The 23,078-nt window shown below is 74.2% G+C and carries 22 protein-coding genes; 10 read left to right on the forward strand and 12 right to left on the reverse strand.

Annotation, left to right across the window (positions count from 1 at the left end; translation table 11 throughout):
- The first annotated feature begins 8 nt into the window (after positions 1-8).
- From IE271_RS13880 to pssA, 6 genes are all read left to right on the forward strand, one after another.
- Positions 9-2,069 (forward strand): ethylmalonyl-CoA mutase, encoded by a 2,061-nt coding sequence (locus tag IE271_RS13880; protein ID WP_190190574.1) that lies wholly within the window; start codon positions 9-11, stop codon positions 2,067-2,069.
- Complete coding sequence (locus tag IE271_RS13885; protein WP_190190575.1) at positions 2,066-3,040, forward strand: HpcH/HpaI aldolase/citrate lyase family protein; 975 nt, start codon at positions 2,066-2,068, stop codon at positions 3,038-3,040. The genes IE271_RS13880 and IE271_RS13885 overlap by 4 nt, the downstream gene beginning before the upstream one ends.
- Before the next feature lie 5 nt (positions 3,041-3,045).
- On the forward strand, positions 3,046-3,576 hold the full coding sequence (locus IE271_RS13890; RefSeq protein ID WP_190190576.1) for a MaoC family dehydratase: 531 nt from the start codon (positions 3,046-3,048) through the stop codon (positions 3,574-3,576).
- Positions 3,573-4,778: an acyl-CoA dehydrogenase family protein gene (locus IE271_RS13895; RefSeq protein ID WP_190190577.1), complete on the forward strand. Its 1,206-nt coding sequence runs from the start codon at positions 3,573-3,575 to the stop codon at positions 4,776-4,778. The genes IE271_RS13890 and IE271_RS13895 overlap by 4 nt, the downstream gene beginning before the upstream one ends.
- A 170-nt stretch (positions 4,779-4,948) precedes the next feature.
- Positions 4,949-5,605, forward strand: coding sequence for a phosphatidylserine decarboxylase (locus IE271_RS13900; RefSeq protein ID WP_190190578.1), 657 nt, complete (start codon positions 4,949-4,951; stop codon positions 5,603-5,605).
- Positions 5,606-5,663: 58 nt separating this feature from the next.
- Complete coding sequence (gene pssA, locus IE271_RS13905) at positions 5,664-6,446, forward strand: CDP-diacylglycerol--serine O-phosphatidyltransferase (protein ID WP_190190603.1); 783 nt, start codon at positions 5,664-5,666, stop codon at positions 6,444-6,446.
- Positions 6,447-6,551: 105 nt separating this feature from the next.
- On the opposite strand, the gene IE271_RS13910 is transcribed toward pssA, so the two are convergent.
- The 5 genes from IE271_RS13910 to IE271_RS13930 form a co-directional block, all read right to left on the reverse strand.
- On the reverse strand, positions 6,552-7,853 hold the full coding sequence (locus IE271_RS13910) for an ABC transporter substrate-binding protein (protein WP_190190579.1): 1,302 nt from the start codon (positions 7,851-7,853) through the stop codon (positions 6,552-6,554).
- Complete coding sequence (locus tag IE271_RS13915; protein ID WP_373308758.1) at positions 7,850-9,013, reverse strand: branched-chain amino acid ABC transporter permease; 1,164 nt, start codon at positions 9,011-9,013, stop codon at positions 7,850-7,852. The genes IE271_RS13910 and IE271_RS13915 overlap by 4 nt, the downstream gene beginning before the upstream one ends.
- A complete protein-coding gene (locus tag IE271_RS13920) occupies positions 9,006-9,896 on the reverse strand; it encodes a branched-chain amino acid ABC transporter permease (RefSeq protein ID WP_190190580.1) in 891 nt (296 codons plus the stop codon). The genes IE271_RS13915 and IE271_RS13920 overlap by 8 nt, the downstream gene beginning before the upstream one ends.
- Positions 9,893-10,687, reverse strand: coding sequence for an ABC transporter ATP-binding protein (locus tag IE271_RS13925; RefSeq protein WP_190190605.1), 795 nt, complete (start codon positions 10,685-10,687; stop codon positions 9,893-9,895). The genes IE271_RS13920 and IE271_RS13925 overlap by 4 nt, the downstream gene beginning before the upstream one ends.
- Positions 10,688-10,779: 92 nt before the next feature.
- The gene (locus IE271_RS13930; protein ID WP_190190606.1) at positions 10,780-11,586 is read right to left on the reverse strand and encodes an ABC transporter ATP-binding protein; all 807 of its coding nucleotides are present in this window, start codon (positions 11,584-11,586) and stop codon (positions 10,780-10,782) included.
- Between the two features lie 194 nt (positions 11,587-11,780).
- On the opposite strand from IE271_RS13930, the gene IE271_RS13935 reads away from it, so the two are divergent.
- On the forward strand, positions 11,781-12,974 hold the full coding sequence (locus tag IE271_RS13935; protein ID WP_190190581.1) for a PucR family transcriptional regulator: 1,194 nt from the start codon (positions 11,781-11,783) through the stop codon (positions 12,972-12,974).
- A gap of 57 nt (positions 12,975-13,031) precedes the next feature.
- Here IE271_RS13935 and IE271_RS13940 read toward each other — a convergent pair whose 3' ends face one another.
- On the reverse strand, positions 13,032-14,153 hold the full coding sequence (locus IE271_RS13940; protein ID WP_190190607.1) for a glycerate kinase: 1,122 nt from the start codon (positions 14,151-14,153) through the stop codon (positions 13,032-13,034).
- A 199-nt stretch (positions 14,154-14,352) separates the two neighbouring features.
- Between IE271_RS13940 and IE271_RS13945 the strand changes: the two genes are divergently transcribed.
- The 3 genes from IE271_RS13945 (at position 14,353) to IE271_RS13955 (ending at position 16,797) form a co-directional block, all read left to right on the forward strand.
- The gene (locus IE271_RS13945; protein WP_190190582.1) at positions 14,353-15,423 is read left to right on the forward strand and encodes an ADP-ribosylglycohydrolase family protein; all 1,071 of its coding nucleotides are present in this window, start codon (positions 14,353-14,355) and stop codon (positions 15,421-15,423) included.
- Positions 15,424-15,487: 64 nt separating this feature from the next.
- Positions 15,488-15,985 (forward strand): NUDIX domain-containing protein, encoded by a 498-nt coding sequence (locus tag IE271_RS13950; RefSeq protein WP_190190583.1) that lies wholly within the window; start codon positions 15,488-15,490, stop codon positions 15,983-15,985.
- Between the two features lie 86 nt (positions 15,986-16,071).
- On the forward strand, positions 16,072-16,797 hold the full coding sequence (locus IE271_RS13955; RefSeq protein ID WP_190190584.1) for an SIR2 family NAD-dependent protein deacylase: 726 nt from the start codon (positions 16,072-16,074) through the stop codon (positions 16,795-16,797).
- A 53-nt stretch (positions 16,798-16,850) separates the two neighbouring features.
- Here IE271_RS13955 and IE271_RS13960 read toward each other — a convergent pair whose 3' ends face one another.
- The 6 genes from IE271_RS13960 to IE271_RS13985 form a co-directional block, all read right to left on the reverse strand.
- Positions 16,851-17,372, reverse strand: a complete 522-nt coding sequence (locus IE271_RS13960; RefSeq protein ID WP_190190585.1) for a methylated-DNA--[protein]-cysteine S-methyltransferase — start codon at positions 17,370-17,372, stop codon at positions 16,851-16,853.
- A 21-nt stretch (positions 17,373-17,393) separates the two neighbouring features.
- Positions 17,394-18,869: an AlkA N-terminal domain-containing protein gene (locus tag IE271_RS13965; RefSeq protein ID WP_190190608.1), complete on the reverse strand. Its 1,476-nt coding sequence runs from the start codon at positions 18,867-18,869 to the stop codon at positions 17,394-17,396.
- Between the two features lie 177 nt (positions 18,870-19,046).
- Positions 19,047-19,556 (reverse strand): O-acetyl-ADP-ribose deacetylase, encoded by a 510-nt coding sequence (locus IE271_RS13970; RefSeq protein WP_190190586.1) that lies wholly within the window; start codon positions 19,554-19,556, stop codon positions 19,047-19,049.
- A complete protein-coding gene (locus tag IE271_RS13975; protein WP_190190587.1) occupies positions 19,553-20,971 on the reverse strand; it encodes a phytoene desaturase family protein in 1,419 nt (472 codons plus the stop codon). Before IE271_RS13975 ends, IE271_RS13970 begins: the two co-directional genes overlap by 4 nt.
- 341 nt (positions 20,972-21,312) lie before the next feature.
- A complete protein-coding gene (locus IE271_RS13980) occupies positions 21,313-22,143 on the reverse strand; it encodes an inositol monophosphatase family protein (protein ID WP_190190588.1) in 831 nt (276 codons plus the stop codon).
- A gap of 143 nt (positions 22,144-22,286) precedes the next feature.
- On the reverse strand, positions 22,287-22,892 hold the full coding sequence (locus tag IE271_RS13985) for a DUF4232 domain-containing protein (protein ID WP_190190589.1): 606 nt from the start codon (positions 22,890-22,892) through the stop codon (positions 22,287-22,289).
- Between the last annotated feature and the right edge of the window lie 186 nt (positions 22,893-23,078).

The raw sequence follows: 23,078 nt of genomic DNA on the forward strand, positions 1-23,078 counted from the left end.
GGCCGGGCATGAGCGAACGTCGGACCGGTCCCGCCGCGGGCGGGGACCGCAGGGAGAAGGACCGGCCGTGGCTGATGCGCACGTACGCCGGCCACTCCACCGCCGAGGCGTCCAACGAGCTGTACCGGCGCAACCTCGCCAAGGGGCAGACCGGCCTGTCGGTCGCGTTCGACCTGCCGACGCAGACCGGCTACGACCCCGACCACGTCCTCGCCCGCGGCGAGGTCGGCCGGGTCGGGGTCCCGGTCTCGCACCTCGGCGACATGCGCCGCCTCTTCCAGGACATCCCCCTGGAGCGGACGAACACCTCGATGACCATCAACGCCACCGCCATGTGGCTGCTGGCGCTCTACCAGGTGGTCGCCGAGGAGCAGGGCGCGGACATCACCGAGCTGTCGGGGACGACGCAGAACGACATCGTCAAGGAGTACCTGTCGCGGGGCACGCACGTCTTCCCACCGGGCCCCTCGCTGAGGCTGACGACGGACATGATCGCGTACACGGTGTCCCACATCCCGAAGTGGAACCCGATCAACATCTGCAGCTACCACCTCCAGGAGGCCGGCGCCACGCCGGTCCAGGAGATCGCGTACGCGATGTCGACGGCGATCGCCGTCCTGGACGCCGTCCGCGACTGCGGGCAGGTGCCCCCGGAGCGGATGGGCGACGTGGTCGGGCGCATCTCGTTCTTCGTGAACGCCGGTGTCCGGTTCGTCGAGGAGATGTGCAAGATGCGCGCCTTCGGCCGCATCTGGGACCGCGTCACCCGCGAGCGCTACGGCATCGAGGACCCCAGGCAGCGGCGCTTCCGCTACGGCGTCCAGGTCAACTCCCTGGGCCTGACCGAGGCGCAGCCGGAGAACAACGTCCAGCGGATCGTGCTGGAGATGCTGGCCGTGACGCTGTCGAAGGACGCCCGCGCCCGCGCCGTGCAGCTGCCCGCCTGGAACGAGGCGCTGGGCCTGCCCCGCCCCTGGGACCAGCAGTGGTCCCTGCGCATCCAGCAGGTCCTGGCGTACGAGAGCGACCTGCTGGAGTACGAGGACATCTTCGACGGCTCGCACGTCGTCGAGGCGAAGGTGGCGTCCCTGGTCGAGGAGGCCACGGCCGAGATGGGGCGGATCGAGGAGATGGGCGGCGCCCTGGCCGCCGTCGAGTCGGGCTACCTGAAGTCGCGGCTGGTCGCCTCGCACGCCGAGCGCCGGGCGCGCATCGAGTCCGGCGAGGAGAAGATCGTCGGCGTCAACGTCCACGAGACGACCGAGCCGAGCCCGCTCACGGCCGACCTGGACACCGCGGTCCACACCGTCGACCCGGCGGTGGAGGCGCAGGTCGTGGAGGCGCTGCGCCGCTGGCGCGACACCCGCTACCAGCCGCCGTTCAACCACCCGCGCCCCTGCAGGGCGCTGGAGCGGCTCAAGGAGGCGGCGCGGGGCACGGAGAACCTGATGGAGGCCACGCTGGAGTGCGCCCGCTCCGGCGTCACGACCGGCGAGTGGGCCGGGGCGCTGCGCGAGGTGTTCGGCGAGTACCGGGCGCCCACCGGCGTCTCCTCCGCCCCGGTCGCGGTCGCCGCCGAGGAGGGCACGGCGCTGGCCGCCGTCCGCCGCAAGGTGGACCTGACCGCCCGCGACCTGGGCGTGGGCAAGCTGCGCTTCCTGGTCGGCAAGCCGGGTCTGGACGGGCACTCCAACGGCGCCGAGCAGATCGCCGTCCGCGCCCGCGACGCCGGGTTCGAGGTGGTCTACCAGGGCATCCGGCTCACCCCCGAGCAGATCGTGGACGCCGCCCTCGCCGAGGACGTGCACGCGGTCGGCCTGTCGGTCCTGTCCGGCTCGCACGCGCGGCTGGTGCCGGACGTGCTGGATCGGCTGCGCGGGGCCGGTGCGGCGGACATCCCCGTGATCGCCGGCGGGATCATCCCGAACGCCGACGCCGGCCGGCTGCGGGCCGCCGGAGTGGCCGCCGTCTTCACCCCGAAGGACTTCGACATCACCGGAATCATCGGCCGTATCGTCGACGAGATCCGGAAAGCGAACAAGCTCGACCCCCTGGAGGTCCCCGCATGACCAGCCCTGTTCCCCAGGTGAACCGCCTTCGCCCGCGGCGCTCCTGCCTCGCGGTGCCCGGCAGCAACCCCCGCTTCCTGGAGAAGGCCCAGGGCCTCCCCGCCGACCAGGTCTTCCTCGACCTGGAGGACGCCTGCGCCCCGCTCGCCAAGCCCGAGGCGCGGCACACCGTCGTGAAGTTCCTCAACGAGGGCGACTGGACCGGCAAGACGCGGGTCGTGCGCGTCAACGACTGGACGACCGAGTGGACGTACCGCGACGTGGTCACGGTCGTCGAGGGCGCGGGCCCGAACCTGGACTGCATCATGCTGCCGAAGGTGCAGGACGCCCAGCAGGTCGTCGCCCTGGACCTGCTGCTCACCCAGATCGAGAGGACGATGGGCTTCGAGGTCGGCCGTATCGGCATCGAGGCGCAGATCGAGAACGCCCGGGGCCTGAACAACGTCAACGAGATCGCCCAGGCCTCCCCGCGCATCGAGACCATCATCTTCGGCCCGGCCGACTTCATGGCCTCCATCAACATGAAGACGCTGGTCGTCGGCGAGCAGCCGCCCGGCTACCCGGCCGACGCCTACCACTACATCCTGATGAGGATCCTGATGGCGGCCCGCGCCAACGACCTCCAGGCGATCGACGGCCCCTACCTCCAGATCAAGAACGTGGACGGCTTCCGCGAGGTCGCCGGGCGCGCCGCGGCCCTCGGCTTCGACGGCAAGTGGGTGCTGCACCCGGGCCAGGTCGAGGCGGCCAACGAGGTCTTCTCGCCCTCCCAGGAGGACTACGACCACGCCGAACTGATCCTGGACGCGTACGAGTACCACACGTCCGAGGCGGGCGGCAAGAAGGGCTCCGCGATGCTCGGCGACGAGATGATCGACGAGGCCAGCCGCAAGATGGCGCTGGTGGTCGCGGGCAAGGGCCGCGCCGCCGGCATGAAGCGCACCAGCGAGTTCCACGCCCCGGAGGCCTGAGCGGCATGCAGTTCGGACGCACCTACGAGGAGTTCGAGGTCGGGGCCGTCTACAAGCACTGGCCCGGCAAGACGGTCACCGAGTACGACGACCACCTCTTCTGCCTGCTGACCATGAACCACCACCCGCTCCACATGGACGCGAACTACGCCGAGGGCACGACCGACTTCGGCAGGAACGTGGTGGTGGGCAATTACGTCTACTCGCTGCTGCTGGGCATGTCCGTCCCGGACGTCTCCGGCAAGGCGATCGCCAACCTGGAGGTCGAGTCGCTCAAGCACGTGGCGCCGACCTTCCACGGCGACACGATCTACGGCGAGACGACCGTCCTCGGCAAGACCCCGTCGAGGTCGAAGGACGACCGCGGGATCGTGCACGTCGAGACCAGGGGCTACAAGCAGGACGGCACGCTGGTCTGCGTGTTCCGCCGCAAGGTGATGGTGCCCACCGAGACGTACGTCGAGAAGCGCGGCGGCGAGCAGCCCGGCAGGCCCCGGCCTGCCGAACCCACGAGGAAGGCGGAGGAGCAGCCATGACCCGACTCGCGCGGACCGCCGGTCTGACCGACGTCCAGCAGGAGATCCTGTCGACCGTCAGGGACTTCGTCGACAAGGAGATACTCCCGGTCGCCACCGACCTGGAGCACCGCGACGAGTACCCGCAGCGCATCGTCGACGGCCTCAAGGAGCTGGGCCTGTTCGGCCTGATGATCCCCGAGGAGTACGGCGGCCTGGGAGAGTCCCTGCTCACCTACGCGCTGTGCGTGGAGGAGATCGCGCGCGGCTGGATGTCCGTCTCCGGCATCATCAACACCCATTTCATCGTGGCGTACATGCTCAAGCAGCACGGCACGCAGGAGCAGAAGGACCACTTCCTGCCCCGGATGGCCACCGGCGAGGTGCGCGGCGCGTTCTCCATGTCGGAACCGGCGCTGGGCTCCGACGTCTCGGCGATCACCTCCAGGGCCGTGAGGGACGGCGACGAGTACGTCCTGAGCGGCCAGAAGATGTGGCTGACGAACGGCGGCTCCTCGAATCTGGTGGCCGTGCTGGTCCGAAGTGACGAAGGACACCCCGAGGGCACGCCGCCCCACCGGTCGATGACCACCTTCCTGGTCGAGAAGGAACCCGGCTTCGGCGAGGTCCGCCCGGGCCTGACCGTCCCCGGCAAGATCGAGAAGATGGGCTACAAGGGGGTCGACACCACCGAGCTCGTCATGGACGGACTACGCATTCCGGCCAATCGTGTCCTGGGGGGCACCACCGGCCGAGGGTTTTACCAAATGATGGACGGAGTGGAGGTGGGGCGCGTGAACGTGGCGGCGCGTGGCTGCGGCGTCGCACAGCGTGCCTTCGAGCTGGGGATTTCGTACGCGCAGCAGCGCCGGACCTTCGGCAAGCCCATCGCGCAGCACCAGGCCATCCAGTTCAAACTGGCTGAAATGGCCACCAAGGTCGAGGCCGCCCATGCCATGATGGTGAATGCTGCACGCAAAAAGGACTCCGGGGAGCGAAACGACCTCGAGGCAGGGATGGCGAAGTACCTCGCCTCCGAGTACTGCAAGGAGGTCGTGGAGGACGCCTTCCGGATCCACGGCGGCTACGGCTTCTCGAAGGAGTACGAGATCGAGCGTCTCTACCGGGAGGCCCCGATGCTGCTGATCGGCGAAGGTACCGCCGAGATCCAGAAAATGATCATCGGACGCAGGCTGCTCGAGGAGTACAGGTTCCAGGGTTAGATGTCCGCTTTCGGGGTGTTTTCTCCGAGAAGAAGATCACACCCCGCCAGCGCTTCCCGGACGTCGACTCGGCTTCCTGGCTTGCCCAGTTGCGGCCCGCGCCCGGTACGATCCCGGGAAAGCCGCCGTCCCCCGTTCCAGCGCGGCATCATCCGCTACGAAGGTCATCCATGCCCCACAGCCAAACCTCTGCACCACGCGACAGCCTGGTCGGCACACGCCTCGCGCGCGGAGCATCGCCGTGGCTCCTTCCGACCGTCGCTACCGCAGCACTCAGCCTCGCCCGGGCGCGCCGTTCCGGCGCCGCCAAGGCGGTGGCCGTGCCCGCCACCGCACTCGCGGCGGGCATGCTGTGGTTCTTCCGCGACCCCGAGCGCGAGATCGCCCCGGGCCGGGTCATCTCGCCCGCCGACGGTGTGGTGCAGAGCATCATGCCGTGGAAGGACGGCCGCACCCGCGTCGCGATCTTCATGAGCCCCCTGAACGTCCACGTCAACCGCGCGCCGCTGGCCGGCACGGTGACGTCCGTCGAGCACATCCCCGGCGGGTTCGTTCCGGCGTTCAACAAGGAGAGCGAGAACAACGAGCGCGTCGTCTGGCACTTCGACACCGAGCTCGGCGACATCGAGATGGTCCAGATCGCCGGCGCGGTCGCGCGCCGCATCGTGCCGTACGTGCCGCAGGGCACCAAGGTCGAGCAGGGCGAGCGGATCGGTCTGATCCGCTTCGGCTCGCGCGTCGACATCTACCTCCCCGAGGGTGTCGAGGTCGACGTCGAGGTCGGTCAGAAGACCGTGGCTGGGGTGACTCGCATTGACCGTGATTGATCCAGAGCCCCGGACCGGCTGGGCGCCGGACGCGGTCGAGGACGACGAAGAGGAGGAGATGCCGCTCTCGCTCCGCCTCTCGATAGCGGACACCCTCACGCTGGGCAACGCCACGTGCGGGTTCATGGCGGTGTACTTCACCACCACCGGCATCCTGATCCCGCACCTCACGGGCAGCCAGGAGACGGGCATGGCCCGCCACAGCGCGGCCACCGCCGTGATCCTCATGCTGTGCGCGGCGGTCTTCGACCTCTTCGACGGCCTGGTCGCGCGCAAGCTGCGGTCGTCGCCGATGGGCGCGGAGCTGGACAACCTCTCCGACCTGATCAGCTTCGGCCTGGCCCCGGCGTACTTCGTCCTCGTGTACGGCATGGTCGCCGACGACGCGCACCAGCGGGTCGCCGCACTGGGCGCGGTCGTGGTGCTGCTGGCCGTGGTCCTGCGGCTGGCGCGGTTCTCCTGCGTGACGGTGAAGGACGGCACCTTCCAGGGCATGCCGAGCCCGTTCGGCGCCCTGACGGTCGTCTCGATCGTCCTGCTGGAGCTGCCCTTCGTGGCCACGCTGCTGGCCATCTTCGGCACCGCCTGGCTGATGGTGAGCCGGGTGGAGTACCCCAAGCCGCGCGGCCGCCTCGCCGTGGCGATGCTCTCCTGGATCGTGCTGAGCATGGGCCTGCTGGCGGCGTGGGCGTTCGACGCCCCGAGCGGCCAGCTGCTCCTGCAGACCGGCTGCGCGCTGCAGCTGGTCATGGGCGCGGTCATCCCGCTCTTCGCGACCGCGCGCCGCGTGAACAACTTCCGCGACAACCGGCGCGAGGCCCGGGCGGCCCAGCTGCCCTAGCGGTGACAGCGGTCGTACGACGCGCGGGAAGGCCCCGGACCGAACGGTCCGGGGCCTTCCCGCGTACCGGGGCCTTCCCGCGTACCAGGGCGCGTGCGGCCGGGCTCACGCGCCGGGGGTGTACTCCTCCGCCACCGCCGACGCCCCGGGCTCCCTCACGACCTTCATGCCGCCCGTGACGGCCTTGTCCGGCCGGAGGATGACGCTCTCCTTCGAGGAGGGCGCGTCGGGGTCGCCGAAGTCCTGCCTCACCCCGAAGCCCGTGTCGTAGGCGTCCATCGCCAGCAGGGCCCTGTCGACGCCCTCGCGGGTGAGGTCCTTGTCCGCGCAGGCCCTGCGCAGCGCCTCGCCGAAGACGGACGCCGCCGTCCAGCCGGCGACGACGCCGTTGTCGAGGGTGTCCTTCGGATACGCCTTCCGGTAGTCGGCGACCAGCTTGCGCGCCTGCGGGGTGTCCGCGCCGATCGGCAGCGACGGCGAGGCCACGTAGTAGTTCCTCGCCAGGGCCGGGGCCGCCTGGGTGGCGAGCAGCTGCGGCGCGAACGCCGAGTTGTTGCCGATCACCGGCACGTCGAAGCCGCCGGCCGCGGCGACGCCGACGAGCGAGGCCGCCTGCCGCGGGCCCGCGCTGACCACGATCGCCTTCACTCCGGCCTTCCTGAGCGCGGCGACCTGGGCGGTCATGTCGTTGTCGGTCGGTTTGACCTTCTGCTCGACGACGGTGAGCCCGGAGACCCGCGCCATGTGCCGGGAGCCCTCCAGGGCGCTCTCGCCGTAGTCGCCCTCGAAGTACACGTGCCCGATCCGGTCGCCCCTGCCGATCCCCTTCTCCTTCACGAGGAAGTCGATGGCGTTGATCGTCTCGACGTCGTAGGTGGAGCCGACGACCCGTACGTACGGGCTGCCGAGCAGGGAGTGGGCCCACCCCTGCGGCAGCACCAGGCCCTTGTCCCCGCCGTCGATGCGCTGCCGCACGGCGGCGACGAACGGCGAGCCGATGAACTGCGCGAAGCCCAGCACCTCCGGCTCCAGCTCGGTGTACGCGGCGACGGCCCTCTGCGGGTCGTAGCCGTGGTCGCGGACGGCGAGCGCCACCTTGTAGCCGCACACGCCGCCCTCTGCGTTCAGCTGCCTCACGTACAGCTGCTGGGCCTGGGTGACGCTCTTGCCGAGGGTCGCGTACACGCCGGTCATGTCGGTGAGGGCGCCGAGCGTGAGGGTCTTGCCGGAGACACCGTCCCCGGTCCTCACCCCGCCGGCGGCGGTCCTCCCGCCTGCGCCGTCCGTGCCGCCCTCGGCCTTGGAGCTGCAGCCGGACAGCACGAGCAGCGCGGCGAGCGCTCCCGCGGCGGTCCTGGCCGCGTACGCCCGTGCCGTACGCGGCGCGTGTGGGGTGCCCGTGTTCATCGTTCCTCCGCTGGACGTGGCGCCGCGTGCGGCGCCTGACGGGATCTGGCGCGGCGCCGGGCGGCCACCCTGACCAGGCCGCCCGGCAGGAAGAGCACCACCGCCACGACGGCGGCGCCGTACAGGTACCGGGACGCCTCGCCCGGCGCGATCCCGCCCGTGCCCGGGGCCGAGACCAGGGGCAGCGCGTCGCTGTACCGGGTCAGCAGCTGCGGCAGCAGGGAGACGAAGAACGCGCCGAGGACCGCGCCCGCGACCGAGCCGAGGCCGCCGATCACGATCATGGCGAGGTACTCCAGGGACAGCGCGATGCCGAAGTGGTCGGGCACGGTCCGCCGGAAGACGAGCGCGAGCAGGACGCCCGCGAGCCCGGCGTACATCGACGACAGCACGAAGACGGCCGCGCGGTGGCGGGCCACGGGCACCCCCATGACGCCGGCGGCGACGCGGTGGTCGCGGATGGCGTTCATGGCGCGTCCGGGCCGGCCGCGCAGCACGCCCCGGGCGAACAGCGCGCAGCCGAGCAGCAGGGCGAGGCCCAGGTACCAGAGCTTCTCGACGGCGCCGAACGGCACGGAGGCGACGACGAGCCCGCTGTCGTCGAAGGTGAGGCCGAACAGGGTCGGCGGCGGCACGTCGCGGCCGTTGAAGCCGCCGGTCAGCTCGCGGGCGTTGAACAGCGCGTGCTGCCCGATGAAGATCAGCGCGAGGGTGGCGATGCCCAGGTAGGCGCCGTGCAGCCGCCCCGCGATGGGGCTGAACAGACCGCCCGCGGCCCCGGCGGCCAGCACGGCGAGCACGGCCGCGAGCCAGCCGGGCAGGCCCAGCCCGACGAGTCCGTCGGAACCGTCGGCGGCGAACACGCAGTAGCCGTACGCGCCGATCGCGAGGAAGAACGCGTGGCCCATGGAGAGCTGGCCCGTCGCACCGGTCAGCAGGGTGAGGCCGATGGCGCCGATCGCCGCCGCCATCGCGAACAGCCCGGCCTGGAGCCAGAAGCGGTCCAGGTAGAACGGCAGGGCGAGGGCGAGCACGGCGGCGGCCGCCCAGGCGTACGGACGGGTGCGGGCGCGGATGGGCGCGGCGGACCCGCGGTGCGGCGCGGGGGCCGGACGCCGGCCCGGCGGGGTCGCGGTGTCGTCGCGGACGGCCTCAGACACGGGCGAGCTCCTTCGTGCCGAACAGCCCGGCGGGCCTCACGAGCAGGACGGCGGTCATGACGAGGTAGGGGGCCAGGTCACCGAGACCCCGGCCGAGGAAGGTCAGGTCGCCCTGGTAGCCGGTGGCCAGCGACTCGGTGACCCCGACGAGCAGGCCGCCGACCAGGGCGCCGGTGGTGGAGTCCAGGCCGCCGAGGATCGCGGCGGGGAACGCCTTGAGCGCCGCGAGCGAGGTGGCCCGCTCCAGGCCGGGCGTCGGGAAGACGGTCAGGAACAGCGCGGCGACGGCCGCGAGTCCGCCCGCCACGGCCCACGCGCCGAGCGAGACCCGCCCGAGGCGTACGCCCATCAGGGCGGCCGTCTCCGCGCTCTCGGCTGCGGCCCGCATCGCCACGCCCCAGGACGTGTACCGGAAGGCCAGCAGGAAGGCGGTGATGAGCAGGGCGGCGGCCGTGAACGCGGCGACGCGCGTGTGGGCGAGGGAGAGGGGCCCGAGGGTGAGGACCGCGTCGCCCCAGGGGTCGCCGAGGGCGAGCACGTCCGTGCCGATGCGGCGGGTCAGCTCGGTGGTGAGCAGGATGTCCACGCCGATGGTGACGATGGCGAGGACGCTGTGGTCGGAGCCCCGGTAGCGCCGCATCACCAGGAACTCCACGGCCGCGCCGACGGCCGCGGCGCCCGCGACGCCCGCCAGCAGGGCGGGCCAGAAGCCGATGTCGTCGTGGAGGACGGCGGTGACGTAGCCGCCCGCGAGCAGCAGCGAGGCGTGCGCGAAGTTGACGACCTCGGTGGCCCGGAAGACGACCACGAAGCCGAGCGCGATCAGCGCGTAGACGGAGCCGAGGGCGACGCCGTTGAGGAGGAGTTCGGCGAGAGTGCTCACGCGCCGGCCCCCTCACCGCGCGGACCGCCGTCCCGGCCGGCGGGGCCGGTCTCCTCCCGTTCGCCCAGGTAGGCCCGGACGACCGCCGGGTCGTTCTGGACCTCGGCGGATGTGCCGCCGGCGATCCGGCGTCCGAAGTCGAGTACGGTCACCGCGTCCGCGAGCCGCATCACCACCCCCATGTCGTGTTCCACCAGCACGATCGAGATGCCGAGGCTGTCGCGGACGCCCGCGATCACGGCGGCCGTGCGGCGCCGCTCGTCGGCGGTCATGCCCGCCACCGGCTCGTCCAGGAGCAGCAGCCTCGGCTCCGCGCACAGCGCGCGGGCGAGTTCGGCGAGCTTCTGCCGCCCGTACGGCAGGGAGCCCGCGGGCCGGTCCAGGCAGTCGCCGAGGCCGACGAAGGCGGCGATCTCGCGGACGCGGGCGCGGTGCGCGCGCTCCTCGCGGGCCGCCGACGGCAGCCGCAGCCCCGCCGCCAGGAAGCCGGTCCGGGTCAGCCGGTGCCGGCCGAGGAGCAGGCTGTCCTCGACCGTGGCGCGCGGCGGCAGCGCCAGGTTCTGGAAGATGCGGGCGACGCCGAGCCCGGCGATGCGGTGCGGCGGCAGCCCGGTCAGCTCGTGCTCCCCGAAGCGGACGCTGCCCGCTCTCGCCCGGTAGACGCCGGACAGGACGTTGAAGCAGGTCGACTTCCCGGCCCCGTTGGGGCCGATGAGGGCGTGCACGGTGCCGGGGGCGACCGTGAAGCCGACGGCGTCCAGCGCGGTGAGGCCGGCGAAGCGGACGGTCAGGTCCCGGACGCGGAGCGGGGGGACGCCGGGGGCCGTTCCCGGGGACGCGCCCGCGGACCGCGTGCCGTCCGCGCCGTCCGCGGCCACGGGCCTCACCCCTCCCACCGCGACAGGGCGGGCAGCGCGCCCCGCGGCCGCGGGGCGGCGGCCGCCGCGTCCTCGTCGACCACGCCCAGGTAGCGGCGCCGCACCTCGTCGGAGGCGGCCAGTTCGTCCGCCGGCCCGGACAGCGTCACCTCGCCCACCTCCAGGACGTACGCGCGGGAGGCCAGGCGCAGCGCCAGGGCGGCGTTCTGCTCGACGAGCAGCACCGAGGTGCCCTGCTCGTTGATCTCCCGCACGGTGTCGGCGATCCGCCGGGCCGTCAGCGGGGCCAGGCCCAGCGACGGCTCGTCCAGGAGCAGCACCTTCGGGGCGGCCATCAGCGCGCGGGCCACCGCGAGCATCTGCTGCTCGCCGCCCGACAGCAGGCCGGCCCGCTGCCGGCCGCGTTCGGCCAGGACGGGGAAGAGCTCGTGGGCGCGGCGCAGCGCCGCGGCCCTCGCCGGGCGTCCGCCGCGGGCGCCGAGCAGCCCGGCGCGCAGGTTGTCCGCGACCGTCATCCGGGCGAACACCCGCCTGCCCTCCGGCGACTGGGACACCCCGGCCGCGACCACCCGGCCGGGCCCGAGCCCGTCCAGGCGCCGGCCGTCCAGCGTCACGGTGCCGCCGGTGACCGCCCCGCCGTGGAAGGGCAGCGTGCCGCTGACCGCCCGCAGCAGCGTGGACTTGCCCGCGCCGTTGCCGCCCAGGACCGCCACCACGGTCCCTTCGGGCACCTCCAGGGACACCCCGCGCACCGCGCGCACGGGTCCGTAGCCGACCGACAGATCCCGTACGCACAGACCGGACCCGCCCATGGCGTTCCCCCTCTCCTCGTCCGTCTCCTCGTCCGTCGTGGCGCTCACGACAGCACCCGGCCGGAGCGCCCGTCCACGGGGCGGCGGCGAAACGCTGCGGGTGCCCAGCGGGCGCGGGCGGGTGTTGTGCGCGCGCACAACACCGCGTGTCAGGGGCCTGTGCGGCGCGGTGGGCGCATGGCATCCTCCGGGCCATGGCAGCGCGCGGAAGGCGTACGGGCGACGACTGGAAGCTGCTCACGGAGGCCTGCGGGGCCCTGCTGGAGCGGCTGCCGGAACTCGTCGACGAGCACCTGCGCGGACTCGTCGGACACTCCCCCTTCTACGGCCACTTCCTGCCCTACGACCAGCAGTGGCGGGAGGCGGAGGACGCGATGCGGATCGGCATCGAGACGATGATCGCGCCGCGGGACTCGCCCCGGCTCGACCTGGAGTGCGCGGAGGCGAAGGGACGGCGGCGGGCGCAGCAGGGCATGCCCCTGGAGCTGCTCGTGCACGCGTACCGCAGCGCGGGCTACCTGGTGTGGGACGCGCTCCTCGAGGGCGCGGCCGGGCGCGAGCCGGCGCGGCTGGCGGCGCTGATGCGGTCGGCGACGACGGTGTGGACGGCCATCGACGAGCAGGCGGCCGCGGCCACCGAGTCGTACCGGACGACCGAGCTGGAGCTGCGGCGGCGCACGGACGAGCAGGTGCAGGCGCTGCTGGACGCCCTGCTGGAGGACAGGCGGACGCCCGGGCTCGCGGCGCGCGCGGCGGCCGGGCTCGACCTGCCCGAGCACGGGCCGTACGCGGTGGTGGTGCTGCGGGCGGAGCGCCGGGAGCCGTTCCACGGACCGGTGCGCGGGGCCGGGTACCGGTTCCTGTGGCGGATGCGGGCCGACTCCGAGGTGGGCGTGGTGGCGCTGGGCCCCGACCAGGGCCTGGACGGTGTGGCCGCGCTGCTCGACGGGTGGTGCGCGGGCCCCGGCGGCATCAGCCCCGTGGTCCGCGGGCTGGCCGAACTGGGCCTGGCCCGGCGGCTGGCCGAGCTGGCGCTGCGGACCTGTCCGCCGGACGCGGCCAAGGTGGTGCGCCTGGACCAGCGGATGCCGACGGCGCTGGTGGTCAGCCAGCCGGAGCTGGCGGACCGCCTGGTGACGGAGGTGTTCGGCGCCCTGCTGGAGCTGGAGCCCGCCGACCGCGCGGTTCTCCTGGAGACCCTGGAGGTCTGGCTGACCTGCGAGGGCTCGGCGGGCCGGGCCGCCGGCCGGCTGTACTGCCACCGCAACACGGTCTTCAACCGCCTGCGCCGCCTGGAGCAGCTGACGGCCCGTTCCCTGGCCAGACCGCGGGACCTGACCGAGATGACGCTGGCGCTGGACGCCTACCGGCTGCGGGCGGCGGGGTGAGGCGTCCCGGCGGAGAGGGCACCGGGGAGCGGCCGGCCGGTCCCCCGTGCTCCCCGGCTACCTCAGCCAGTCCCCGGCGATCCGCTCCGCCACGTCCTCCAGGATCGGGCCCGCGTCCGCGATGCAGCGGGCGACGTCGGGCTCGGCGTCCGTGAGCGGATAGGCGCGGCGGATGCCGGCGCGCTCCAGGGCCTCGGGCGGCAGGGCGAGGCGGCCGCAGACCGCGACGACCTCCCTGCCCGCCGCGCGGGCGGCCGCCGCGACGCCGGCCGGCGCCTTGCCGTGCAGGGTCTGCTCGTCGAGCGACCCCTCGCCGGTGATCACGAACGTGGCCCGCTCCAGGGCGGGCGCGAACCCGAGGACGTCCAGCATGACCTCGATGCCGGGCCGGAAGGCGGCGCCGAGGCCGATCAGGGCGCCGTAGCCGATGCCGCCGGCGGCGCCCGCGCCCGGGGCGGCCGCGTGCCGGGCCGCGGCCGGGCCGAGCGTCCGCTCCAGCACCGCCGCGTAGTGGGCCAGCGCCGCGTCCAGCTCCGCCACCTCGTCGGGCGAGGCGCCCTTCTGCGGCCCGTAGACGGCGGCGGCGCCCTTCGGGCCGGTCAGCGGGTTGTCGACGTCGCCGGCCAGGACCACCTCGACCCCGGCGAGCCGGGCATCGAGGCCGGACAGGTCGGCGGTGGCGAGGTCGCGCAGTCCGCCGCCGCCGGGGGCGACCGGCTCGCCGTCCGCCTCCAGGAAGCGGGCGCCCAGGGCGGACAGCATCCCGGCGCCGCCGTCGGTCGTGGCGCTGCCGCCCACGCCGAGGACGATCGTGCGCGCCCCGGCGTCCAGCGCGGCCCGCAGCAGTTCCCCGGTGCCGTACGTGGAGGCGGTGAGCGGGGCGAAGACGCCCGCGGGCAGCCGCTGGAGCCCGCTCGCCTCGGCCATCTCCACCACGGCCGTGCCGTCGCGCAGCGCGAACGCCGCCGTGACCTCGTGGCCCAGCGGTCCGGCGACCCGCCGCTCGTGCCGCTCGAAGCCGGCCGCGACCGCCGCGGCGACCGTGCCGTCACCGCCGTCGGCGACCGGCAGCGCCTCCACCGCCACCCGCGGCACGACGCGGCGCAGCCCCGCGGTCACCCGCTCGGCGACCTGCACGGCCGTCAGCGATCCCTTGAACTTGTCCGCCGCGATCAGCACCCGCGGGGTCCGGTCCCCTGCAGCGTCCGCCACCTTGCACTCCCCTTGCTTCCGGGCCTTGCGCACGTCAAGGCAGTCGCGCCGGTGCGACCTTAACCGCAGGAGGGTGCCGCTGCCCAGGGCGGCCGGCGTCCCCGGACGGCCACCCGCGCGGTCGACGGAGCGGGCGGCGCGGGCCGGAATTCGGTACACCGGGTGTATGACCCCTCAGGGCACCGAACTCGCCGACCGCGTCCTCGGCGGCTGGCTGGGCCGGATCGCGGGCAACATGCTCGGCAAGCCGGTCGAGCGGGGCGACCACTGGACGCGGGAGCGCATCGACCACTATCTGCGGCAGGCCTCGGCGCTGCCGCTCACCGACTACCTGCCCGCGCCCGCGGACGACGCCGCCGCGGCCGGGCTGCGCCCCGAGTGGCGGCAGTGCGTGCGCGGGCGCGTCCGCGGAAGCTGCCGCGACGACGACGTGGACTACGCGATCCTCGGCCTGGACCTGCTGGAGACGCACGGCTTCGGCTTCAGCACCGAGCAGGTGGGCGAGCTGTGGCTGCTGCGGCTGCCGTACCTGCAGACCTTCACGGCGGAGCGGGTCGCGTACCGCAATCTCGTGGACGGCCTCAAGCCGCCGCTGACCGCGACGTACGACAACCCCTACCAGGAGTGGATCGGCGCCCTGATCCGCGCGGACGTGCACGGCTGGACGCACCCCGGCGACCCGCGCCGGGCGGCCGCCCTGGCCCGCCGGGACGCGGTGCTCTCCCACACCGGCAACGGCGTGTACGGGGCGATGTGGGCGGCGGCGCTGATCGCGGCGGCGTTCACCGCGCCCACGGTGCGGGACGCGGTTCAGGCGGCGCTCGCGGTGGTCCCGGCGGGCTGCCGGCTCGCCCGCACCGTACGGCGGGCGGCGGCCCTGCACGAGTCGCGGCTGGGCTGGGAGGAGACGCTGACCACGCTCGCCGCGGAGACGGCGGGCCTCGGCTGGATCCACACGGTCCCGAACGCCGCCGTCCTCACCGCCGGACTCCTGTACGGCGACGACGACTTCACCCGCACCCTCGCGCTGACGGTCCGCGGCGGCCTGGACACCGACTCCAACGGGGCGACCGCGGGGTCGGTGGCGGGCGTGCGGTGCGGGGCGGCCGCGATCCCGCCGCAGTGGCGCGACCCGCTCCAGGACACGGTCCGCAGCGCGGTGTTCGGCTTCGACGGGGTGCGGATCGGCGAACTGGCCGAGCGCACGGTCGCGTTGGCGGGGTCCGCCGAGCGGTGACCGATGACCGCGGCCCCGGCGGCGTCGCCCCGGAACGGCCGCACGGCCTGGTTAGGCTGCGGGAATGACCACTCCTGATCCTGACTACGCCACGTACATCGCGGGCCTGCCCCGTGTCCTGGTCGGCGCCGCCGTGCTCTTCCGCGACGCCGGGGGCCGCGTGCTGCTCGTCGAGCCGAACTACCGCGAGGGGTGGGCGCTGCCGGGCGGCACCGTCGAGTCGGACGACGGCGAGACCCCGCGCCAGGGCGCCCACCGCGAGACGGTGGAGGAGATCGGCCTCGACGTGGAGCTGGGCGGGCTGCTCGCGGTCGACTGGGTGCCGGGCACCGCGCGCCCGCCGATCGTGGCGTACCTGTACGACGGTGGCGTGCTGACGCAGGAGCAGCTGAAGTCGATCAGACTCCAGGAGGAGGAGCTGCTCTCCTGGCGCCTGGTGCCGCGCGAGGAGCTGGCGGACCACCTGCGGGGCTCGCTGGGCCGCCGGGTGCTCGCCGCGCTGGACGCCGTGGAGCGCGGCACGGGCACGGTGGAGCTGGCGGACGGGTACCCGGCGCGCTGACGGCGGGGCCCCCGGGCGGCCGGGCGCCGGCGGGACGCGCGGATATCCGTTCGCCGCCCGCGCCCGCCCCGCCTACCCTCGGGCCCATGAAGAAGCCCCTCGTCGCCCTGCTCACCGGTGCGGGCGTCTCCACCGACTCCGGCATCCCCGACTACCGCGGGCCCGACGGGCTGTGGCGGCGGGACCCGGAGGCCGAGAAGCTGGTGACGTACGAGTACTACATGGGCGATCCGGAGATCCGCCGGCGCTCGTGGCGGATGCGGCGGGACAGCCGCGCGCTTTGGGCCGAGCCGAACGCCGCGCACCGGGCGGTCGCCGACCTGGAGCGCTCCGGGGTCCCGGTACGGGTGATCACGCAGAACGTGGACGGGCTGCACCAGCTCGCCGGCCTGTCCGCCCGCAAGGTGCTCGAACTGCACGGCAGCGCGCGGAGTGTCGTATGCACGAACTGCCGTGCCCGCGGCTCCATGGAGGACGCCCTCGCACGGGTCGACGCCGGCGAGGACGACCCGCCGTGCCTGGAGTGCGGCGGCGTCCTGAAGCCGGCCACGGTGATGTTCGGCGAGCGCCTCGACCCCGTGGTGCTGGGCGAGGCCGTCGCGATCACCAAGGCCTGCCAGGTCTTCTTCGCGGTCGGCAGCAGCCTCCAGGTGCAGCCGGCGGCGGACCTCGCGGGCCTCGCCGCCGACCACGGCGCGCGTCTGGTCGTCGTCAACGCCGAGCCCACCCCGTACGACGACCGCGCCGACGAGGTCGTGCGCGAGCCGATCGGGACGGCCCTGCCGAGGCTGCTGGCCGGACTCGCCGCGTAGCGCGGTCCAGGGTCCGGCGGTCCGGCCGCTCAGCGGTCCGGCGGTCCGGCGCTCTAGAAGAGCGCGTCGGCCGGGACCGGGCCGTGCGGGCCGGACGACGGGGCGGTGCGGCGTTCGAGGTCCAGCAGGCGCCGTTTGCGGTCGAGGCCGCCGCCGTAGCCGGTCAGGCCGCCGTTCGCGCCGACGACGCGGTGGCAGGGCACGACGATGCCGACGGGGTTGCGGCCGTTGGCGAGGCCGACCGCGCGGGAGGCGCCGGGACTGCCGAGGGCCGCGGCCAGCTCGCCGTAGGTGCGGGTCTCGCCGTACGGGATGCGCCGGAGCTGCTGCCAGACGGCGCGCTGGAAGGGCGTGCCGGTCAGGCGGAGCTCCAGCGTGAAGTGCGTCAGCTCGCCCTCGAAGTAGGCGTTCAGCTGCTCGACCGCCGCGCCGAAGGGCGTGTCGTCGGGCGCGCCGAAGGTCTCCTCCGCGGGCCGGTGGCGCTGGTCGGTCATGTAGAGGCCGCACAGGACGCCGTCGTCGGCGACGAGGGTGAGCGGTCCGTACGGGCTGTCGGTCACGGTGTGCTGTCGCATCGGGTTCTCCTGAGGTCCTGGTCAGTGCGCCGGGAGGAAGTTGACCGGGTGGTCGTCGGTCGCCCACAGGTACTGCACGGCGTACGCGCGCCAGGGGCGCCAGGCCGCGGCGCGGGCGGTGAGCGCGGCCGGGGTGGAGGGCAGGTCCAGTCTGCGCGCCGCCCGCCGGACGCCGAGGTCGGTGGGCAGGAAGGCGTCGGGGTCACCGAGGGCGCGCATCGCGATCGTGTCGGTGGTCCAGGGGCCGAAGCCGGGCAGGGCGAGGAGGCGGGCGCGGGTCTCCGCCCAGTCGCTCCCCGCGCCCAGGCGGAGCGTGCCGCCGGCGAGCGCGTCCACGAGCGAGGTGAGCGTGGCGCGCCGGCTGCGGGGCAGTGCGAGGGTCCCGGGGTCGAGGGCGGCCAGCTCCTGCGGGGAGGGGAAGAGGTGGGTGAGGCCGCCCTCGGGGTCGTCGACCGGTTCGCCGTGGGCGGCGACCAGGCGGGCCGCGTGGGTGCGGGCCGCGGCGGTGGAGACCTGCTGGCCGAGGACCGCGCGGACGGCGAACTCGGCCTCGTCGACGGTCCGCGGCACCCGCCGCCCGGGCGCCTTGTCGACGAGCGGCGCGAGCACCGGGTCCGTGCGCAGCTGCTCGTCGACGGCGACGGGGTCGGCGTCCAGGTCGAGCAGGCGGCGGCAGCGGCTGATGGCGACGGTGAGGTCGCGCGGGTCGCTCAGGGTGAGCCGGCAGGCGATGTGGTCGGGGCGCGGGGCGAGTGCGACGATGCCGTGCCCGTGGGGCAGGCGCAGGGTGCGGCGGTAGGCGCCGTCGGACCACTCCTCCACGCCGGGTACGGCGGTGGCGGCGAGGTGGCCGAAGAGGTTGTCCGGGTGGAGCGGGGCCCGGAACGGCAGCCGCAGCGTGAACGCGCCCGGCGCCGGGGCCGCGTCGCCCCGGCCGGGGGCCCGGGTGCGCAGCTCGCCGGGGGTGAGGCCGAAGACCTCGCGGACGGTGTCGTTGAAGGTGCGCACGGAGGCGAAGCCCGCCGCGAAGGCGATGTCCGCCATGGGCAGTGCGGTCGTCTCGACGAGCAGGCGCGCGGTCTGCGCGCGCTGGGCGCGGGCGAGTGCGAGGGGGCCCGCGCCCAGTTCGGCGAGGAGCTGGCGCTCGATCTGCCGGGTGCTGTAGCCGAGCCGCGCGGAGAGGCCGGTCACGCCCTCGCGGTCGACGACGCCGTCGCCGATGAGCCGCATGGCGCGGGCGACGAGGTCGGCGCGGTGGTTCCACTCCGGCGAGCCGGGGCTGGTGTCGGGGCGGCACCGCTTGCAGGCACGGAATCCGGCCCGCTGGCAGGCGGCGGCGCTCGGCAGGAAGGTCATGTTCTCCGGTTTCGGCGGCACCGCCGGGCAACTGGGCCGGCAGTAGATGCCCGTGGTGCGGACCGCGGTGAAGAACCAGCCGTCGAAGCGGCCGTCCCTGGACCGGACGGCCCGTACGCAGCGCTCGGTGTCGGTGTGCATTCCGTTCCGCATGCCGTCCAGCATCGTGCACGGTCAGCGGCTTGGCTGGCGGGAATCCGACATGTACGTGGGCGCCCGCCGCCCGGCGGCGCCCCGTACGCCCCGTCCGCCGCGCATCCGGCGTACGCGGTCCCCGGCGGCCGGCTCCGGCGGGACGGGGGAGCCGGCCGCGGCCCCTCAGCCGGTCCGCGCCGCGAACGCCTCGTACGCCCGCTCGTCGAAGAGGACGAACCTGACCTCCTCGACCGACGTCTGCGTCGCCCGCACCGTCTCCACCGCGATCCGGGCGGCGTCGTCCAGGGGCCAGCCGTAGATGCCGGCGGAGACGGCGGGGAACGCGACCGTGCGGGCGCCCAGTTCGTCGGCGACCCGCAGCGATGCGCGGTAGCAGGAGGCCAGCAGCTCCGAGCGGTCCTCGTCGCGGCTGTGGCGCGGACCGACGGTGTGGATGACCCAGCGGGCGTCCAGGTCGCCCGCCGTGGTGGCGACGGCCCGGCCGGTGGGCAGGCCCTTGCCGTAGTGCCCGGCGCGCAGCCTGCGGCAGTCGGCGAGGATCGCCGGTCCGCCGCGGCGGTGGATGGCGCCGTCGACGCCTCCGCCGCCGAGCAGCGAGGAGTTCGCGGCGTTGACGATCGCGTCGGCGCTCTGCCGGGTGATGTCGCCCTGGACGAGCGTGATCTCGGTCACGCCCGGCGCAGCCTCCTCCACACGGCCCGGGCCGCGTTGTGCCCCGACATGCCGTGCACGCCCGGCCCCGGCGGGGTGGCGGAGGAGCACAGGAACACGGCCGGGTGGGGCGTGGTGTACGGGGACAGGGACAGCTTGGGGCGCAGCAGCAGCTGCAGTCCGGCGGCGGCGCCGCAGGCGATGTCGCCGCCGACGTAGTTGGCGTTGCGGACGGCGAGCTGGGGCGGGCCCGCCGTGGCGCGGGCCAGGACGAGGTCGCGGAAGCCGGGCGCGAACCGCTCCAGCTGCCGCTCGATCGCGTCCGTGAGGTCGCCGTCCCAGCCGTTGGGCACATGGCCGTACGCCCAGAAGACGTGCTTGCCCTCCGGGGCGCGGGAGGGGTCGACGACGCCGGGCTGGACGGTGATCAGGAACGGCTTCTCGGGCGCCCGGCCCGCGCGCGAGGCGGCGTGCAGCGCGGTCCCGATCTCGGCGCTGCTGGAACCGATCTGCACCGTGCCGGCCCTGCGGGCCTCCTGCGCGGTCCACGGCACCGGTCCGTCGAGCGCATAGTCGATCTTGAAGACGCCCGCGCCGTAGCGGTAGCCGTCGTAGTACCGGCCGAGGCCGGCGATGCGGGCGAGCGCGGCGGGCGAGGTGTCGAAGACGTACGCGCGGGCGGGCGGCAGGTCGTCGAGGCGCTTGACCTCGTAGTCGGTGTGGACGGCGCCGCCGAGGTCCTTCAGGTACGCCGCGAGGGCGTCGGCGATCGCCTGGGAGCCGCCGCGCGCGACCGGCCAGCCGGCGGCGTGCGCGGCCAGGGCGAACACGAGGCCGACGGCGCCCGTGGCGAAGCCGTTCAGGGGCGCGATGACGTGCGCCACCAGGCCGGAGATCAGCGCTTTGGCGCGGTCGTCGCGGAACCGCCGCGTCAGCCAGGTCGACGGCGGCAGTCCGGCCAGGCCGAAGCGGGCGAGCGCGACGGGGTCGCGGGGCAGCGCGGTGGCGGGCAGGGACATGAAGTCGCGCAGCAGCCTGTCCCACTTGGGGAGGAACGGCTCGACGAGTCTGCGGTACGCCCCCGCGTCGCGCGGCCCGAAGGAGGCGGCGGTCTCGGCCACGGAGCGCGCCAGCACGGCGGCCGTGCCGTCGGGGAACGGGTGGGCCATGGGCAGCTCGGGGTGCAGCCACTCCAGGCCGTAGCGGTCCAGGGGCATCCCGCGGAAGGCGGGGGAGTTGACGCCGAGGGGGTGTGCGGCGGCGCAGGGGTCGTGGCGGAAGCCGGGCAGGGTGAGCTCTTCGGTGCGCGATCCGCCGCCGACCGTCCCCTTCGCCTCGAAGAGGGCCACGGAGAAACCGCGGCGGGCCAGTTCCACCGCGGCGGTCAGTCCGTTCGGTCCCGCACCCACCACGACCGCATCGAGCATCGACGGCACCTTCGGACTCCTTCGTCAGCCGATGGCCACACTGGAGGTCAGGATATGCCGGGCCGCCGACACCGCCGGTGCGCGGGGCACCGGCGGGACACGCGGCAGCGCGGCCCCGGGCTGCGCGGCCGTCCGGCTCGGGCTGCACGGCCGTACAACCCCGGACCGCGCGGCCGTACGGCTCCGGGCCGCGTGACCGTACGGCTCAGGACTGCACGGTCTCGTACCGCTCGGGTGCCCGTCCGTCCGGCTCCCGGCCGGGCGGCTGCGGACCGCGCCGCGGTCGTACGGGCCCCGACCGTGCGTACGGCGCGCGTGCGGGCCGCCTGCCCGGCCCGGGTGCCGTCCCGTCAGGCCGCCCCGCGGGCCAGCAGTCCCACGACCCGGCGGGCCGTGGCCTCGTCGCGGGCCGCCGCGAACGGCAGCGCGTTCCCCCCGGCGATCCGGAACGGCTCCCCCGTGAGCGTCAGGTGCGTGCCGCCCGCCTCCTCCACCAGCAGCAGTCCCGCCGCGTGGTCCCAGGCCGCCTCCCACGAGAAGGCCGTGGCGTCGAGGTCGCCGCGCGCGATCGCCAGGTACTCCAGGCCGGCCGCGCCGCAGGGCCGCGGTGCCACCCCTTCCGTGCGCAGGGCCATGAGCGCCCGCTTCTGCTCGTCCGTGGTGTAGTCCGGGTGGGACGTGGCGACCTCCAGCGGTCCGTCCTGACCGGGCGGGCCGGACCGCAGCGGCACGCCGTCGAGCCGGGCTCCCCCGCCGCGCACCGCCGTCGCGAACTGGTCGCGGGCCGGCGCGTACGTCCAGGAGGCGTGCACCACGCCGCCCAGCGCCAGCGCGACCAGCGTGCAGAAACCGGTGTCGCCGTGCACGAACTGGCGCGTCCCGTCGACCGGGTCGACGATCCACACCGGCGCCTCGCCGCGGAGCGCCTCGTACGTGGCGGGGTCGGCGTGCACCGCCTCCTCCCCGACGACGACCGAACCGGGCAGCATCGCCGTGAGCACCGCCGTGAGCTGCTCCTCGGCCTTGCGGTCGGCGTCCGTCACCAGGTCGTGCGGGCCGGTCTTCCGGTCGATCTCGTGCTCCGCGAGCTGCCGGAAACGCGGCATGATCTCGGCGGCGGCCGCCTTGCGGACCGCCTCCTCGACGTCGGAGGCGCTGCGGTCCAGGAACTCTTCGATCATGACTCCATGACAGCACGCCCCGCTGACAATCCCCACCGGGGCGGTGCACGGCGGATGGAGGCCGCGTGAACGGCGGCCCCGCGCGCACGCTACCCGCCGGCCCGTCCCCTGCGAACCGTGCACGGCCCCCGTACGACGGCCGGCTACCGCTCCGCCGGCTGCCACGCCGTCGTGCCGAGCGTGCCGTGCTCGTCGACGTCGAGGTACTCCAGCGGCCGGAAGGTCACGGCGTCGCGGCCCTTCTCGGGGGTCACCCGCAGGTACTCGCCCCTCTTGTTCCCCATGCGCCAGTACAGGCCCGCCCACGCCGACCCGCCCGGAGCGAGGGTGAGCGGCGCGGGGCCGGGGTCGGCGGGCGCCATGGGCACGCCGTCCGTGCCCTCCGCCGACCGGACGTCCGGGAACAGCCGTCCGGTCCCGTCCAGGACGCCGACGGCCGGATGACCCTCCAGCCGGTACGGCCGCGTGCCGCAGTTCATGAGAATGAGGATCATGGAGCGCAGTCCCATCGCCCCGTCGACGCGTCCCGTGGTCATCCGGACACCGGAGGCCGGGCAGTCGTCCGCCTGCAGGCCGGGCACGGACGGGGAGGGCGTGGCGGAGGCCGCGGGCACCGCGGGGGCGGGCGCGTCGTAGGTGCGGCTCGGCGCCGGCGTCGGGGTCGGGGTGGGCGTCGGCCTGCGCTCGGGGTTGCGCTCGCGGTCCAGCTCGGCGGAGATCCCGCAGCCGCTCACGGCCAGCGCCAGCACGGCGGCGGTGACGGCGCCTAGGGACCGTATTGAGTTCCGATCAAGGGGTGGCTCGGGTGAGGTCCCTGAGCCAGATCATCGAGGCGCGTAGGTGGAGGCCGGCGAGGTAGCTGTCCGGGGTTTTGTCGTACCGGGTGGCGATGCCGCGCCAGGCCTTCATCTTGTTGATCAGCCGCTCGACGGTGT

Source organism: Streptomyces minutiscleroticus (assembly GCF_014650875.1).
Classification (GTDB): domain Bacteria; phylum Actinomycetota; class Actinomycetes; order Streptomycetales; family Streptomycetaceae; genus Streptomyces; species Streptomyces minutiscleroticus.

Bases quoted from the DNA above. Each gene is read 5' to 3' on its own strand.
- IE271_RS13880 (WP_190190574.1), top strand. From the start codon at position 9: ATGAGCGAACGTCGGACCGGTCCCGCCGCGGGCGGGGACCGCAGGGAG.
- IE271_RS13885 (WP_190190575.1), top strand. From the start codon at position 2,066: ATGACCAGCCCTGTTCCCCAGGTGAACCGCCTTCGCCCGCGGCGCTCC.
- IE271_RS13890 (WP_190190576.1), top strand. From the start codon at position 3,046: ATGCAGTTCGGACGCACCTACGAGGAGTTCGAGGTCGGGGCCGTCTAC.
- IE271_RS13895 (WP_190190577.1), top strand. From the start codon at position 3,573: ATGACCCGACTCGCGCGGACCGCCGGTCTGACCGACGTCCAGCAGGAG.
- IE271_RS13900 (WP_190190578.1), top strand. From the start codon at position 4,949: ATGCCCCACAGCCAAACCTCTGCACCACGCGACAGCCTGGTCGGCACA.
- pssA (WP_190190603.1), top strand. From the start codon at position 5,664: ATGCCGCTCTCGCTCCGCCTCTCGATAGCGGACACCCTCACGCTGGGC.
- IE271_RS13910 (WP_190190579.1), bottom strand. From the start codon at position 7,853: ATGAACACGGGCACCCCACACGCGCCGCGTACGGCACGGGCGTACGCG.
- IE271_RS13930 (WP_190190606.1), bottom strand. From the start codon at position 11,586: ATGGGCGGGTCCGGTCTGTGCGTACGGGATCTGTCGGTCGGCTACGGA.
- IE271_RS13935 (WP_190190581.1), top strand. From the start codon at position 11,781: ATGGCAGCGCGCGGAAGGCGTACGGGCGACGACTGGAAGCTGCTCACG.
- IE271_RS13945 (WP_190190582.1), top strand. From the start codon at position 14,353: ATGACCCCTCAGGGCACCGAACTCGCCGACCGCGTCCTCGGCGGCTGG.
- IE271_RS13950 (WP_190190583.1), top strand. From the start codon at position 15,488: ATGACCACTCCTGATCCTGACTACGCCACGTACATCGCGGGCCTGCCC.
- IE271_RS13955 (WP_190190584.1), top strand. From the start codon at position 16,072: ATGAAGAAGCCCCTCGTCGCCCTGCTCACCGGTGCGGGCGTCTCCACC.
- IE271_RS13960 (WP_190190585.1), bottom strand. From the start codon at position 17,372: ATGCGACAGCACACCGTGACCGACAGCCCGTACGGACCGCTCACCCTC.
- IE271_RS13965 (WP_190190608.1), bottom strand. From the start codon at position 18,869: ATGCACACCGACACCGAGCGCTGCGTACGGGCCGTCCGGTCCAGGGAC.
- IE271_RS13980 (WP_190190588.1), bottom strand. From the start codon at position 22,143: ATGATCGAAGAGTTCCTGGACCGCAGCGCCTCCGACGTCGAGGAGGCG.